The organism is Nocardia sp. NPDC057663 (assembly GCF_042799895.1).
Lineage (GTDB): Bacteria > Actinomycetota > Actinomycetes > Mycobacteriales > Mycobacteriaceae > Nocardia.
In genome coordinates this window covers 89,109-106,149 of record NZ_JBHVHX010000008.1, presented here as the reverse complement: position 1 = coordinate 106,149, position 17,041 = coordinate 89,109, and the positions used below count along the sequence as shown (strand labels likewise).

1 protein-coding gene is annotated in these 17,041 nt (G+C 72.0%); it reads right to left on the bottom strand.

Annotated elements, in window-relative coordinates; genetic code table 11:
- Positions 1 to 61: 61 nt before the first annotated feature.
- On the bottom strand, positions 62 to 17,008 hold the full coding sequence (locus ACFVAV_RS19290; RefSeq protein ID WP_379036326.1) for an amino acid adenylation domain-containing protein: 16,947 nt from the start codon (positions 17,006 to 17,008) through the stop codon (positions 62 to 64).
- Positions 17,009 to 17,041: the final 33 nt, after the last annotated feature.

Genomic DNA, 17,041 nt, shown 5'->3' with positions numbered 1-17,041 from the left:
TACAACAGTAGGAATCGTTACAACAGCGCGGTCACATCATGCCTCACCAGCCACACCGATGTCATCGGGCCCCCGTCTCCCGGTCGCCCGCATCGAGCAGCTCCGCCAGGCGCGGGCCGATTTCGGCCAGCGCTTGCGGTGAGGTCATCTGATCATGCACCACCGCGACCGGCCGGTCGCGCACATCGCCGTCGACATACGGCGCCCAATTCCGGGCAGCCGTCTCGTGTCCGAGCGCGCTGAAGTACTCCAGCCTGCCCCGGAACACCGCGGGCCGGTGCTCGGCGATCAGCTCGGCCGAGCGCACCGCGCTGCGGTAGATCCGGCGCACCCGTTCCGGGGTGAGCACGGCCATGTTGGCCGGGATGATCGCGTGCAGCGCGGCCAGCCCGTCCTCGCTGAGCTCGCGCACACCGGCGGCGGGCAGTGCCGCGCTCAGGTCGACGCCGAGTTCGGCGAGCGCGTCGCGGACCGCGGTGTGGAAATCGGGGACGTCGATGTCGGGGTGCGAGTCGAGCATCGCCAGCAGCGAGACCCGCTCCCCCGCCGCCTGCAGTTCGGTGGCGACGGCGTGCGCGAGCACACCGCCCAGCGACCAGCCCATCAGCCGGTACGGACCGTGCGGCTGCTCGGCCCTGATCTCGGCGGCGTAGCGGCGGGCCATCTCCGCGAGCGTGCCGGGCAGGTAACCCGCCTCGCTCAGCGCGGGCGACTGCAGGCCGAAGATCGGCCGCCGGGCCGGGATGTACTGGGCCAGACCGGCGTAGCACCAGGACAGGCCGTACATCGGGTGGACGCAGAACAGCGGGCCGCCCGCTTCGGTGCCGTGCGGCACCCGGTTGCGGATGGGCAGCAGCACGCCGAGGGCGTCGTCGGATTCGAGGTCGTAGTCGCCGCCACCGGACTGGGTGGCATCGACGCGGGCGGCCAGCCCGGCGACCGTGGCATCGGTGAAGAACCACTGCACCCGCACCTCGGCGCCGACCCTGGTGCGCAGCCTGCTGATCGCCTTGGTGGCGACCAGCGAGTTGCCACCGAGCTCGAAGAAGTCGTCGTCGAGGCCGACCTTGCCCGCGCCGAGCACCTCCGCGTACACCTCGGCGACCGCCCGCTGCAGCGGGGTCGTCGGCGGCCGGTAGGGCCGGGTGGTGACCGCGGGCACCGGCAGTGCGTTGCGGTCGAGTTTGCCGCTCGCGTTGAGCGGCAACGACTTCAGCGTCACCAGGGTCGAGGGCACCATGTACGACGGCAGCGCCGCGCGGGCATGGGCGAGCAGCGCCGTCTCGTCGAGACCGTTGCCTTCCGCACCGCTCTCGATCGAGTATCCGGCGGCGGGAGTCGCGGTCTCCGGCTTGTCGGTCTCGACCGGCACCACGTAGCCGACCAGCCGGTCACCGGTCGGTCCGTGGACGAGCGCGACCGCGGCGTGCCGGACCCCCGGATGGTCGCTCAGCACGGCCTCGATCTCGCCGAGCTCGATCCGCTGACCACGCAGCTTCACCTGGAAGTCACTGCGCCCCAGGTACTCCAGCTCCTGCTCGGCGGTCCAGCGGACCACATCGCCGGTGCGGTAGAGCCTGCCGCCGCCGGGATGGGCGACGAACCGCTCGGCGGTCAGCGCCGGCGCGCCGAGGTACCCGCGCGCCAGCTGCACGCCTTCCAGGTACAGCTCGCCCGCGGTGCCGGGCGGTACCGGCCGCAGCTGACGATCGAGCACATGCACCCGGGTGTTGGCGACGGGTATACCGATCGGAATGCTCACGGCGGCAGCGGCTTCGGCCTGCGCCGCGGTGACGACGGTCGCCTCGGCCGGGCCGTACCAGTTGATCAGGTCGACACCGGGCAGCGCCTGCGCGAACCGCCGTGCGGTCGAGGCCGACAGCGCTTCACCGGCGGCGAATACCCGGCGCAGCGCCGGGAATTCGGCTTCGCGCCGGTCGGCGAGGAAAGCGTCGAGCATGGACGGCACGAAATGCACTGTCGTGACGGCACGGTCGGCGAGCACCTGAGCCAGATAGACCGGATCGCGGTGGCCGTCCGGTTCGGCGAGCACCACGGTCGCGCCGGTCTGCAACGGCCACAACAGTTCCCAGGTGGAGATGTCGAAGGTGACCGGTGTCTTGTGCAGCACCACGTCGCCGGGACCGTGCGGGTAGGTGCGCTGCGCCCAGCGGAACTGGGCGACCAGCTGGCGGTGGGTGAGCATGACGCCCTTGGGCGCACCGGTGGAGCCCGATGTGTGGATGACATAGGCCAGGTTGTCCGGCTGCGGCGCAGGCATCGGCGCAGAAACCGCCGCACCCAGGGTGTCGATCTCGACGACGGGAACGGCAGCGGCAGTGGCGAATCCGGTCCCGCCGGTCGTGAGCACGCAGACGGGAGCGGCCGCGGCCAGTACCCGCTCGGTGCGCTCGGCCGGATGATCCGGGTCGACCGGCACATAGGCGGCACCGGCGCGCAGCACCGCGTAGATCGCTGTCACGAGGTCGACGCCGCGCCGCATCGCGACCGCGACCAGCCCCTCGGGACCCGCGCCCTCGGCTCGCAGCGCGGCGGCGAGCGCACGGACCCTGGCGTCGAATTCACCATAGGTGAGCGAGGTTTCGCCGTCGACGAGCGCGATGGCGCCGGGAGTCTTCGTCACCTGCGCGTCGAACAGCGACAGCAGAGTCGCCTCGCCGAGCAGCTCCGGCGCGTCGGTGGCATTGATCCCGGACAGGGTCGCGCGCTCCTCCGCCAGCAGCACGTCGATCTCGGCGATCCGCGCGTGCGGTGCCGCGGTGAAGCGGGCCAGCAGCATCGAGAAGCGTTGCGCCAGTGCGGTCGCGGTGTCCTCGCCGAACACGTCGCGCAGGTATTTCACCGAGACCCGCAGCTGTCCGTCGGCGACGACCTGCACGGTCAGCGGGTAGTGCGTGCCGTTGGTGGCGTCCATCCCGGTGACGGCGGCCGATCCGCTGGCGGCCAGAGCCAGGCCCTCCCGGTCGACCGGGAAGGACTCGAACACGACCAGCGAGTCGAACAGGGCCTCGATACCCGCGATCTCCTGGATCTCACCGAGCCCGAGGTAGTGGTGATCGAGCAGCGCGGCCTGATCGTCCTGCAGCCTGCGCAGCAGTTCGGCGACGGTGTCGCCGGGCCGCACCCGCACCCGCACCGGAATCGCGTTGAGGAACAGGCCGACCATGCGTTCCACGCCGTCGAGCGCGGCGGGCCTGCCGGAGACGGTGGCGCCGAACACGACGTCGTCGCGGTCGACCAGGCGCGCGATGAGCACGCCCCACGCGGCCTGGACCACGGTGTTCACCGTGACACCGAGTCCCACGGCGAGTTCGCTCAGCGCGGCGGTGTCGGCCTGCGACAGCGCGAAGCCGGTTTCGCCCGTCCCCGTGGCGATCTCGCGCCCCTGGTCGACCGGTGCCAGCGGGGTCGGCTCGGCGAGACCGGTGAGCGCGGCCCGCCAGGCCTGGCGCGCGGCCTCGGGATCCTGTTCGACCAGCCAGGCCAGGTAGTCGCGGTAGGGCGCCGGTTTCGGCAGGCGCCGGGTGCGAGCGCCGACCGCGTAGGCGGTGAGCAGTTCCTGTAGCAGCAGCGGGGTCGACCAGCCGTCGATCAGGATGTGGTGGCTGGTGACCAGCAGGTGCGCGGTGTCCGGTGTGCGCACGAGGGTGAAGCGCAGCAGCGGGGCGACGGCCATGTCGAAGTGCGCGGCCACGTCGGCCGCCCTGATCCGCTGGTAGGTCGCGGCGTCGGCGTCGATGACCTGCCACGGCACGTCGATGTCGTCGAGCACCACCTGCAGCGGGGTGCCCGCGGCGTCGGTGGCGAACGCGACGCGCAGGTTGTCGTGGCGGTCGAGCACGGTCTGCGCGGCCCGGTGCAGTCGCTCGGCGTCGACGGCCGGGTCGAGGTCGAGGACGAACTGGGTGATGTAGGGATCGACCGAGTTCTCCGCGAGCAACGCGTGGAACAGCATGCCGGATTGCAGCGGCGTCACCGGCCACACGTCGCTGAGCAGCGGGTAGCGCCGGGCGAGCCGGCCGAGTTCGGTCTGGCCCAGGCGTACCAGCGGGAAGTCCGACGGGGTGAATCCGCCTGCGCCGGGGCGCAATCCGTGTTCGGCGAGGCCGCCGAGCGCGCGGATCCAGTGTTCGGCGAAGGCCTTGACCGCGTCGGCGGTGAGCACCGCGGTGGCGTAGTCGAAGCGGGCGACCATGCCGTCGTCGGTGGCGTCGACGGTGAGGGCCAGCGCCAGGTCGTCGGCGGTGACGTCGGTGTGCACCTTGGCCGGGCGCAGATCGCGGAAGCGCACCGCGAACCGGCCTCGGTCGAGCGCGCGCACGCTGTCGGCGGCCTCGACGTCGAGGTAGCGCAGCAGGCCGAAGCCCGCACCGTGCGCGGGCACCGTCCGGCGCAGTTCCTTGATCTGGGCCAGCGCGATACCGGCGGCCGGACCGCCGACGAGCGCGTCGGCGATGTCGACGCCCTCCAGGCGCAGCGCCAGCGGGTAGTCGGTGGTGAACCCGCCGACGACATTCTCCGCGTCGGGCCTGCCGAGCACGCGCTGGTCGGCGCGCAGCCGGACCACGGTGCCGATCGCCCGCGCGACGGCGGAGTCGGCCGCGGTGGACAGGGCGAGCGCGGTGGCGGTGAGCAGCACCTCGTCGACCGTGGCGCGGTAGGCCTCGGCGACCGTGCTGACAGCGGCGGTGCCCTCGCCGGTAATGCTCAGCGAGACCCGGTTTCGCTGGTGCAGATCGGCGGATTCGGCTGCCCTGGATCGGATCGCGCGATGCCAGTACTCGCGATCGGTGCGAGCGCGGGCCGAGGACGGGTAGTCGGCGAGCCTGCGCACGAGGTCGCCGAGCCCGGCATCGGGTGCGGCGGGCGCCGCGTGGCGGCCGCGGCTCCACGCGGTGGTCAGCTGGTCGACGACGGAACGCCACGACACCTCGTCCAGGACGAGGGCATTGGCGACCACGACCAGGGTGGAGCCGCTCTCGGCGTTGCCGGTGAGCACGAAGTGGATATTGCGGCCCTCGTCCGGATCGAGTGCGGCGGCGGCCGCGGCGACGATGTCGTCGACCGGCAGCGAGGACTCACCGTCGGTGGCGTCGAGCTTGCGGAAGGCGTCGCCGGTCCGCTCCTGCTGCGACGGAATCACCAATACCGGTGTGCCACCGGTGCGGTCGAGCACCGCCCACAGCATCGGATGCTGGTTCATCACCGCGTGGGCGACCTCGGCTACCGCGTCGTCGGAACAATCGGCGGGCACGTCGAGCAGCACGGCACGCGGTTCGACCGCGCTCTCCCCCGCCTCGATCAGCTGCGCCGCCGTGGCGGTCAGCGGCAGGGCGGCGGGCCGCAAGCCCACGTCGAGGGTGACCTCTGCGCGCCCGGCGAGCGCACCGACGGTGCGCGCGTCGAACAGGTCACGCGGGCGCAGCACCACGCCTGCCGCCGCGGCCCGGGAGACCACCTGGATGGCGGTGATGCTGTCGCCGCCGAGGGCGAAGAAGTCGTCGTCGAGGCCGACCCGGTCGTGGCCGAGCACCTCGCCGATCACCCGGGCGACGGCGCGTTCGGCCGCGGTGCGCGGCGGCCGGTACTCGCTGCGCGCGGTGACCGGGTCCGGCAGTGCGCGCCGGTCCAGCTTGCCGACGGGGGTCAGCGGAAGCTCGTCGAGGACGATGATCGCGGCGGGCACCATGTAGTCGGGCAGCACCCGCGCTGCCAGCGCCGTGAGTTCGGCCGGGTCGAGCCGCTCCCCCGGTTCGGCCAGGACATAGGACACCAGCATGGTCGCGCCCGCGCCGTTGTCGCGGCCGAGGGTGGTGACCCAGGAGACGCCGGGTGCGACGGCCAGCACGGCGTCGATCTCGCCCAGTTCGATCCGCAGGCCGCGGATCTTCACCTGGAAGTCGTTGCGGCCCACGAACTCCAGGACATCGCCGTGGCGGCGCACGAGGTCGCCGGTGCGGTAGAGGCGGGCCCCCGCCGTGGAGCCCTCGGCGGCGCCGCCGTCAGGTACGGCCCCGAACGGGTCGGCGACGAAGCGGGCAGCGGTCAGGCCGGCGCGGCGGTGGTAGCCGCGGGCCAGCTGGATGCCGCCCAGGTACAGCTCACCGGTGACGCCCTCGGGGACCGGGCGCAGCCGCTCGTCGAGGACCAGCGCGCGGATGCCGCGGATCGGACCGCCCATGTGCACCGCCGCGCCCGGCTCCAGCGGGTCGCTGATGCAGGTCATGATGGTCGTCTCGGTGGGGCCGTAGCCGTTGTGGAACTTGCGCTCCGGCACGGTGTTCCAGCGCGCCACGAGATCGTCCGGCACGTGCTCGCCGCCGACGACCAATGCCCGCAGCCCCGGCACGCCGGCCGGGTCGAGCGTGGCGACGACCGCGGGCGTGAGAAAGGCGTGCGTCACGTCCTCGGACCGGATCAGCTCGGCGAGCTCGGTACCGCCGACCGATCCGGCCGGAGCCACCACCAGCGTGCCCGCGCCGCCGAGCGCGAGCAGCAGTTCGAGCATGGACGCGTCGAACGACGGCGAGGCGAAAGCCAGTGCGCGCGTATCGGAATCGAGACCGTAGCGCTCCTGCTGCTCGGCGCAGAAGTTGGCCAGGCCGGCATGGGTGACGACGACGCCCTTAGGCAGACCCGTCGAGCCGGAGGTGTAGATCATGTACGCGCCGTTGCCGGTCCGCGGCTGGGCACGCAGCTCGATCTCGCGCAGGCCGACCGAGGCGTATTTCGCGACCTCGGCCATGAATTCCCTGTCGTCGAGCGCGACCCAGCCGCCGTCGCCGGGCAGGATGGGCAGCCCGGTGAGTTCGGCGGAGAGGGTGATGCCGAAGACCGCATCCGAGTCGGCGACCATGTGACTGATCCGCTCGGCCGGGTAGCCGGGATCGATCGGCACGATCAGCGCGCCGGTGCGGGCGATCGCCCAGACCGCGAGCACCGATTCGACCGACCGCCGGATCGCCACGGCGACAGCGACTTCCGGGCCCGCACCGCGGGCGATGAGACCGCGAGCCAGCTGGCTGGCCGCCGCGTCGAGCTGGGTGTAGCTGAAACCGCGACCGTCACCGCGCACGGCGATACCCGACGGGTTGGCGCGCACCGCGGCGTCCATCAGCTGCGACAGCGTGCGTTCCGGTTCGGCGGGCGGGCCGGTGAAGGTGGTCTGCGCGGTGAACTCGGCGTCGTCGAGCAGGTCGACGTCGCCCACCGCGATCTCCGGATCGGCGACTACCTCGGCGAGCACGCGGACGAACCGAGCGCCGAGCGCCTGCACGGTCGCCTCGTCGAACAGGTCTGTGGCGTAGGTGAATTCGGCGTGCATGCCGCCGTGGTCCGGCCGTTCGCGCACGGTGAGCAGCAGGTCGAACTTGGCTTCGGCGGTGCGGGCGTCCAGCGCGCTCACCCCGATGCCGGGCAGTTCGAACGCGACCGGGGCCAGGTTCTCGAACGACAGCGCCACCTGGAACAGCGGATGCCTGCCCGCCGACCTGGCGGGCTGCACGGCCTCGACGACCCGCTCGAACGGGACGTCGGCGTGCGCGAAGGCCCGCAGGTCGGTGTCGCGGGTCTGCCGCAGCAGTGCGGTGAACGGCTCGGCCTCGGCGATCCGGCTGCGCAGCACCAGGGTGTTGACGAACATGCCGACGAGATCGTCGAGCTCACGGGCGCCGCGGCCCGCGATCGGGGTGCCGATCGCGACGTCGTCGGTGCCGCTGGTGCGGGCCAGCAACACCGCGAGCGCGGCCTGCACGACCATGAACACGGTGACGCCCTCGGCGCGAGCCAGCCCGGCCAGGTCCGCGTGCAGCGTCGCGTCGATCTCGACGGTGCTGACGGCGCCGGCGAAGGACTGGACCGGCGGGCGCGGCCGGTCGGCGGGCAGCGCGATCTCCTCGGGCAGCCCGGCGAGTTCCCCGGTCCAGTAGGCCAGCTGCGCGGCGGCCGTCGAGGCCGGATCGGCTTCGTCGCCGAGCGATTCCCGTTGCCACACAGCGTAATCCGCGTACTGCAGCGGCAGCGGCGACCAGGCGGGCGCGGCACCCCCGGTGCGCGCGGTGTAGGCCAGGACCAGGTCACGGGTGAGCGGGCCCATCGAGAAGCCGTCGGCGGCGATGTGATGGGCGACGAACACCAGCACGTGATCGTCGGCGCCCAGCCGCAGCAGCCGCAGCCGCACCGGTGGCGCGGTGGTGACGTCGAATCCGGTAGCGACGGTGCGGCGCACCTCGTCGGCGACCTGGTCAGCGGTGACCGGCACCGGAGTCAAGTCGATACGCACCGCGCCGGGCGCGAGGATCTCCTGCACCGGGCCGTCGCTCGGCGCGCCGCGATCGGCGGGACCGGAACGATCGGCGGGCGCAGAGTGTGACCACGCGGAGCCCGCCGAAGCGGCTTCGCCGAGCACCGGGTAGCGGGTGCGCAGAACCTCGTGCCGGGCGAACAGGTCGCCGACGGCCACGCCGAGGGCGGCGAGGTCGAGGGCGCCGGTGAGGCGGATCGCGGCGGGGATGTTGTAGACGGTGGCGTCGGGATCGAGCTGGTTGAGCAGCCACATCCGCTGCTGTGCCAGCGACAGCGGCAGCCGCTCCGGGCGCGGGCCTGCGACCAGCGGCAGCGCGGAGAATTCGTCGGACCGGTGCACGCGCAGGGCGAGGTCGGTGACTGTCGGCGCCTCGAACAGCAGGCGAACGCCGACCGCGCGATCCAGCGCGGCGCCGATGCGCGCGGCGGCCCTGGTGGCGAGCAGGGAGTTGCCGCCGAGCGCGAAGAAGTCGTCGTCGGCGCCGACCGCGTCGACACCGAGGATCTCGGCGTAGACCCCGGCGACGAGTTGTTCGGTCGGTGTCGCGGGCGCCCGGAACGCCGCGGCCTCGAAGACCGGCGCGGGCAGCGCGGCCCGGTCCAGCTTGCCGTTGACCGTGCGCGGCAGCGCGTCGAGCACGACGAACGCATCCGGCACCAGGTAGGCGGGCAGCCTGTCGCGCAGTGCGGACTTCACCTGCGCCACATCGAGTTCCGTGCCCGCGATGTAGGCGACCAGTCGATCACCGAAGTGCGGATCGGTGCGGGCGAGCACCGCTGCTTGCGTGATCTCGGGCAGGCCGAGCAGGGCGGCTTCGATTTCACCCGGCTCGACCCGGAAACCACGGATCTTCACCTGGAAGTCGGTGCGGCCCAGATAGATCAGCGCACCGTTCCCGTCGCGGGTGACCAGGTCGCCGGTGCGGTACATGCGGGCGCCCGGCTCGAAGGGGTCGGCGAGGAAGCGTTCGGCGGTCAGCGCGGCCTTGCGCAGGTAGCCGCGGGCCAGCTGGACGCCCGCGAGATACAGCTCGCCCCTGACGCCCGGTGCGACCGGGCGCAGGCGCTCGTCGAGGACGTAGACCCGGCAGTTCCATTCGGGGATGCCGATCGGCACGTTCAGCACGTCGGCCGCGGTGACCCGGTGATCGGTGATCGACACGGCGGCCTCGGTCGGGCCGTACAGGTTGTCGATCCTGGTGTCGGGCAGCGCGGCCAGCAGGCGCTGGGCGAGCGGTGCGGGCAGTGCCTCGCCGATGGCGAGAATGCGCCGCAGCGTCGCCTGCTCGCGCCGCGCCTCCCAGTAGCCGGACAGCGCGTCCAGCAGCGAGGGCACCGCGGTCAGCGTGGTCACCCCGGCGTCGGTGATGAGCGCGTCCAGGTAGGCGGGATCGCGGTGCCCGTCGGGGGCGGCGATCACCAGGCGGCCACCGCACACCGCGGCGGACCAGAACTCCCACACCGACAGGTCGAAGGTGGCCGGGGTCTTCAGCAGGAACACGTCGGTGGCGTCGGTACCGAATTCACCACGCAACCAGCGCAACTGGTTGACCACGGCGGCGTGCGGCACGGCGACGCCCTTGGGGCGGCCGGTGGAGCCGGAGGTGAAGATGACGTAGGCCGTGTTCTCCGGGCGCAGCGGCGCGCGACGGTCCGTGTCGGTGACCGGCGCCGGGTCGACGGACTGGAGCACGGGATGATCCACCCGGACCACCGGTGCGGCATCGGTACGGAAACCGTTGCTGAGCACACAGATCGGTGCGGCCGTGCCGAGGATGTAGTCGGTGCGGTCGGCGGGCTGATCCGGATCGATCGGCACGTACGCGCCGCCGGACCGGGTCACCGCGAACATGGCGACGACGAGATCGATCGAGCGCGGCAGTGCGAGCGCGACCAGTGATTCCGGGCCGACGCCCAGCGAGATCAGGTGGCGGGCAAGACGGTTCACCCGCGCCTCGAACTCGGCGTAGGTGAGCTCCAGCCGTCCCTCGGGCAGATCGGCGACCAGCGCGACGGTCTCGGGGCGGGCCAGCGACGGCAGGTCGGCCAGGGTGCCACCGGGGACGGCGAGATCGGTGCTGCCGGTGGTGATCTCGGCGGCGCGTTCGGCGGCGGTCCGCAGGTCGACATCACCGACGACCACGCCGGGCTCGCGCACCACCGCGTCGAGCAGCAGCGTGAGCCGATCGGCGAAGGCCTGCACGGTGGCGGCGTCGAACAGGTCGGTGGCGTAGGTGAAGAAGCCCTCGATGCCGGTCGGTGCACCGTCGGCGTCATAACCGTCGCCGACGATCAGATGCAGATCGAACTGTGAGACAGCCAGTTCCGCGGACACCGGCGCGATGCGCAGACCGGGCAATTCCAGCGCGGCACGGTCGACGTTCTGGAAGGACAGACCCACCTGGAACAGCGGATGTCGTGCTGTCGAGCGCGGCGGATCGAGTACCTCGACGAGCCGCTCGAACGGGACGTCGGCGGCGGCGAACGCGGCCAGGTCGCTCGCGCGCTGAGCGGCAAGGAGATCGGTGAAGGCGGCATTGCCGTCGTAGCGGGTGCGCAGCACGACGGTGTTGACGAACATGCCGATCAGGTCGTCGAGTTCGCGTTCACCACGACCGGCGACCGGGGTGCCGACAGCCACGTCGGCGGCCGAGGCCAGCCGGGCCAGCAGCACGGCGAAGGCGGTGTGCAGCACCATGAACACGGTCGCGCCGCTGTTCTGCGCGATCCGGGCGAGCCCGGCGTGGGTGTCCGCGTCGATCCGCACCGGCACCCGGCTGCCGGACAGCGAGGCCACCGCGGGACGCGGGCGATCGGCGGGCAGTTCCAGTAGATCCGGCAGGCCGGACAATTCGTCGCGCCAGAACGAGATCTGCTTGGCGGCAGCGGAATCGGTGTCGGTTTCGTCGCCGAGGCGGTCCAGCTGCCACAGGGCATAGTCGGCGTACTGCACCGGCAGGGTGGCCCAGCCGGGTGCATGGCCTGCGGTGCGCGCCAGGTAGGCGGTGGTCACGTCACGCACCAGCGGCACCATCGACGACGCGTCGGCGGCGATGTGGTGCACCACGACGGCGAGCACATACTCGGTGGGCGCGTCAGCCTCGACCCCGGTGATGTCGAACAGCCGGACCCGGAGCGGGACCTCGGTGGTCACATCGAACGCGGTCGCCGCGAGCGCGGTGATCTGCTCGGCGAGACCCGCCGCAGTAGCTACTGGCGGGACGACCGAAGACCCCGTGTTGTCACTGTCCGCCAGCTGGTCCCAGGCCGCCGCGACGCGGTGCACCGACACGTCCAAGCCGACCTGCTCGACGGGCAGCACCTGCTGGATCGGGCCGTCACCGGTGTCGGGGTAGATCGTGCGCAGCACTTCGTGCCTGGCCAGTACGTCGCGCAGGGCGGCGCCGAGGGCGACCACGTCCAGGCTGCCGGTCAGGCGTAGCGCGAACGGGAGGTTGTAGGCGGCCGCGCCGTCACCGCCCACGCCCTGGTCGAACCGGTTGAGGAACCACATACGCCGCTGGGCGGGCGAGAGCGGCAGCTCGGCGGGCCGCTCCAGTGTGCCGAGCCCACTGGTGGAGGCGGTGTCGGCGTCGGTGTCGAGCGCGGCGGCGAGGCCGGCGACGGTCGGCGTCTCGAACAGGGTGCGGACGGCGACCCGGCCGCCGGTGGCCGCGCCGAGGCGGGCGACCAGCTTGGTCGCGATCAGCGAATTGCCGCCGAGCGCGAAGAAATCGTCGTCCGCGCCGATATCGGTGCGGCCCAGCACTTCTCCGAACAGTGCCGCGACCAGCCGCTCCTGCTCGGTGCTCGGGGCGCGGAAGGCACGGGCGGTGAAGTGTGGCGCGGGCAGCGCCTTGCGATCGAGCTTGCCGCTGGCGTTGAGCGGCAACGCGTCGAGCACGGTGACAGCGGCCGGAACCATATAGGCGGGCAGGATTTTCGAGGCGAAGGCCTGGAGCCGGTCCGGCTCCGCCGCGTGGCCGGGGCTCGACACGACATAGGCGACCAGCTGGTCACCGAGTTCGGTCGCGGCCACCAAAGCCACTGCCTGGCTGACGGATTCGTGCGCGAGCAGCGCGGTCTCGATCTCGCCGAGCTCGATCCGCTGACCACGGAACTTCACCTGGAAGTCGATGCGGCCCAGGTAGTCCAGGCGATGCGGCGCGGTCGTGGTGGGAGGGCGCCACACCACGAGATCGCCGGTGCGGTACATGCGCTTGCCCGTGTCGAACGGGTCGGCGACGAAGCGGTCGGCGGTCAGGCCAGGCCGCGCGACATAGCCGCGCGCGAGCTGATCACCCGCGAGATAGAGCTCACCCGCGATACCGGGCGGCACGGGTCGCAGCCGCGAATCCAGCACGTAGACACGGGTATTCCACTGCGGCAGGCCGATCGGCACCGTGCGCTCGCCCGCACGTGCGGGCCAGTAGGTCACCGACACCGCAGCCTCGGTGGGGCCGTACAGGTTGTGCAGGCGGGCCGAGCTGACAGCGGCCATCGCGTCGACGGTCTCCGGCGGCAGTGCCTCGCCGATGACGAACACCTCGCGCAGCGACGGCATCGAGCCCGGCACCACGTCGCCACCGGTGGGCGCGGAGGCAGCAGCGGAGCGTGACGCAGCGCCATCGGCAGCGGTGCTGTTCGACGCCGCCTGGGCGGCGAACACCGTGAGCATCGACGGCACGAAATCGGTGACGGTGACGCTGTGCCGATCGATCAGATCGATCAGATAGGCCGGATCACGATGCCCGTCCGGGGTGGCGAGCACCAGCGTCGCGCCGACCCGCAGCGGCATGAAATAGCCCCACAGCGACACATCGAAGGTGGTCGCGGTCTTCTGCAGGTACACATCACCCAGGGCCAGCGGGTATTTCGCCAGCATCCACACCAGCTGGTTGTGGATGGCGGCGTGCGAGATCGCGACGCCCTTGGGCTTGCCGGTGGAGCCGGAGGTGAAGATGACGTAGGCCGGGTGGTCGGCGCGCAGGGGCGTGCGCAGCTCCGCCGAACGCACCGGGTCGACGGGCACACCACGGGTGTCGAGCTCGTCGAGCAGCAGCAGCTCGGTCCCCGCGGGCACCGCCATCACGTCGGTGCTCAGGACGGCGGCCGGGCGGGCGGTGTCGAGGATGTAGGCGATGCGCTCGGCCGGATGATCCGGGTCGAGCGGCACGTACGCGCCGCCCGCGGTGAGCACCGCGTACATGGCGACGACGAGTTCCGGCGAGCGCCGGATCGCCAGGCCGACAAGCCCTTCCGGACCGACGCCCGCCTGGATCAGCAGCCGGGCCAGCGCGTTGACGCGTTCGTCGAACTGCCGATAGGTCAGTTCGGAGCCCTCGTAGACGAGCGCGGTGGCGCCCGGATGTGCCTGGACCGCACGGCGATACGCGTCCAGCATCCGTTCCGGCGCCATCGCGTGGCCGGTCCCGTTCCAGGCGACCAGGGTCTGTTCGCGCTCGGCCGGGGTGAGCAGGCCGATGTCGGCGATCGCCACATCGGCGTCGGCGGCGACCACGTCGAGCAGGTGGGTGAAGCGACTGGCCAGTGTCTCGATCGAGTCGGCGTCGAACAGATCGGTGGCGTAGTTGAAGGACGCGGCCATCGGCTCGGTCGGGTCGGCGCCGGGAACAATGGTCAGCTGGAGGTCGAAACGTGCTACCACACCGTCGAATTCGACGGGGGCCGCGTCCAGGCCGGGCAGCCGCAGATTCGGCAGATCCAGGTTCTGGAAGAACAGCGCGACCTGGAACAGCGGGTGGTGGGCCTGCGAACGGACCGGGTCGAGCAGTTCGACGAGACGCTCGAACGGCAGGTCGGCATTGCCGAAGGCGGCCAGGTCGGCGCGCTTGGTCTCGCGCAGCAGCTCGGCGAAGCTCGCCCGCTGGTCGATGCGCGAGCGCAGCACCAGGGTGTTGACGAACATGCCGATCAGGTCGTCGAGTTCGCGCGCGCCGCGCCCGGCGACGGGGGTGCCGATGGCGATGTCGTCGGTGTGCGCGAGCCTGCCGAGCAGCACCGCGAAGGCGGCGTGCACGACCATGAACTCCGAGGCGCCGCTGCGCTGGGCCAGCGCGGCGATCGCGGCGTGTACCGAGGCCGGGATCTGGAAGCCGAATTCGGCACCGCGGCCGGTGAATACCGGCGGGCGCGGGCGATCGGTGGGCAGGTCGAGCCGGTCGGGCAGCCCGGCCAGTGCCTCGCGCCAGTGCGCGATCTGGGCGGCGGCGACCGAATCGGGGTCGTCCTCGGCGCCGAGCAGTTCGCGATGCCAGAGCGTGTAGTCGGTGTACTGCACCGGCAGCGGCTGCCAGCTCGGCCGCGACCGGTTGCGGCGCGCGAGGTAGGCGCCGAGCAGGTCACGCAGCAGCGGCGCGACGGAGGCGCCGTCGGCGGTGATGTGGTGCAGCGCCACCGCGAGCACGTGGTCACGCGGGCCGAGTTCGGCCAGCGCCACCCGCAGCGGCACGCCCGCGGCGACGTCGAAGCCGGTGGCGGCGAATTCGCCCAGCCACAGCGGCAATTCGTCCTCGGTGAGCGAGTCGACCAGCACATCGGGCACCGCGTCGGCGATCGGCAGCACCACCTGGTGGCCGACACCGTCGGCGACCGGGCCGTCGGGCGCTCCGCCGTCGTAGACCGGGTAGTAGGTGCGCAGGGATTCGTGCCGGTGCACCAGGTCGGTCAGCGCGGCGTGCAGGGCGCGCGCGTCGAACGGACCGGCCAGCCGCAGCGCGAACGGGATGGTCTCGGCGGTGGAGTTCGGATCGAACTGGTTGAGGAACCACATCCGCCGCTGCGCGGGCGAGAGCGGGATCAGCTCGGGTCGCTCACGGCGCGTCAGCGGGGCGTGGCCGCCCGCGCCCTTGAGCGGTTCGAGCAGCCGGGCCAAGTCCGCGACCGTCGGGCTCTCGAAGACATGGCCCGCGGGCACCCGCGCCGACAGCTCGGCGCCGAGCCTGGCCGCGGCCTGGGTGGCCAGCAGTGAATTGCCGCCGAGTGCGAAGAAGTCGTCGTCGGCGCCGACCGGGCGTTCCGGCGCGAGCAGCTCGGTGAAGATGTGCGCGACCAGTTCCTCCATCGCCCCCGAGGGCGCGCGGAACTCCTTGGCGCGCAAAGTCGGCGCGGGCAGCGCGGCCCGGTCGAGCTTGCCGACGGGGGTCAGCGGGATGGTGTCGAGCACGGTCAGCGCGGTCGGCACCATGTGCGCGGGCAGGCCCGCCTTGGCGTGCGTGAGCAGCTGGTCCAGGTCGATCGTCGCGCCTGGCATCGCGTGCACGTAGGCGGCGAGAATCGTGGTGCCGTTGTCGAGTTCGTGGCCGACGGTGACGGCGAAGTCGACGCTGTCGTGCGCGGTGAGCACGGTGTCGATCTCGCCGAGCTCGATCCGGAAACCACGGACCTTCACCTGGAAGTCGTTGCGGCCGACGAACTCGACCGCGCCGTCGGGACGCCTGCGCACCAGGTCGCCCGTGCGGTACATGCGTCCACCGGCGGGATCGAACGGGTCGGTGACGAAACGGGATGCCGTCAGCGCCGGTCGCCCGTGATAGCCGCGGGCCAGCTCGTTGCCCGCGATGTACAGCTCGCCGATCATCCCGTCCGGCACCCGGACCAGGCGTTCGTCGAGCACGTATTCGGTGACCCCGCGCAGCGGCGGGCCGAAGTTCACGGCCGCGCCCGGCGCCAGCGCGGCGCTGATGTTGGTCATGATGGTGGTCTCGGTCGGCCCATAGCCGTTGTGGAAATGCCGTGTGCCCGAGGGCAATTCGGTGGCCCAGCGGCGGACCATGGCGGGCGGGACGTCCTCGCCGCCGCTGGCGATCACGACCAGGTCGTCCAGCCCGGCCGGGTCCACCGAGGCGAGCGCGGCGGCGGTGATGAACATGTGCGTCACCGACTCGCGGCGCAGCACCTCGGCGAGCTCGGGCCCGCCGAAGATCCCGGCGGGCGCGATCACCATGGTCGCCGCGGCGCCGACCGCCATCAGCAGTTCGAGCACGGCGCCGTCGAATGAGGGCGAGGCGAAGTGCAAGGTCCGCGAGGTGTGCTCGATGCCGTAGAGCGCGCGCTGTTCAGCGCAGAATCCGGCCAGGCCCGTGTGGGTCACCACGACGCCCTTGGGCAGGCCGGTGGAGCCCGAGGTGTAGGTGATGTAGGCCGGGTGGGTCAGCCGCAGCGGGCGCACCCGGTCGGCGAAGGTCACCGGGTCGCCGGGCTGCTCCTCGGCGGCGCGGCGCACGGCCGGATCGTCGAGGCACAGCCAGTCGACGGTGCCGGGCAGCCGGTCCAGCGCGGCGCCGACCGCGAGACCGAGCACCGCGCCGGAATCGGCGAGCATGTGCGTGACGCGGGCGGGCGGATAGTTCGGGTCGACCGGCAGGAACGCGGCACCGGCCTTGGTGACCGCCCACATGGCGAGCACCGACTCCGGCGAGCGCGGGATACCGACGGCGACGATGTCCTCGGGACCGACACCGCGCGCGATCAGCAGCCGGGCCAGCCGGTTGGCACGTTCGTCGAGCTCGGCGTAGGTCCAGCGCACCGGTGCGGACACGCCGTCGTCCCAGGACAGCGCGAGGCCACCCGGGTTGGATTCCACGGCGACGGACAGCAGTTGCGGCAGCGACTTTCCGCGCTGCCGGGCCCGGGCGCCGGACGCCCTGCTGGCCCGGGTCACGCCCGCTCCCTCCGATCGACGGAGTCGACTAGC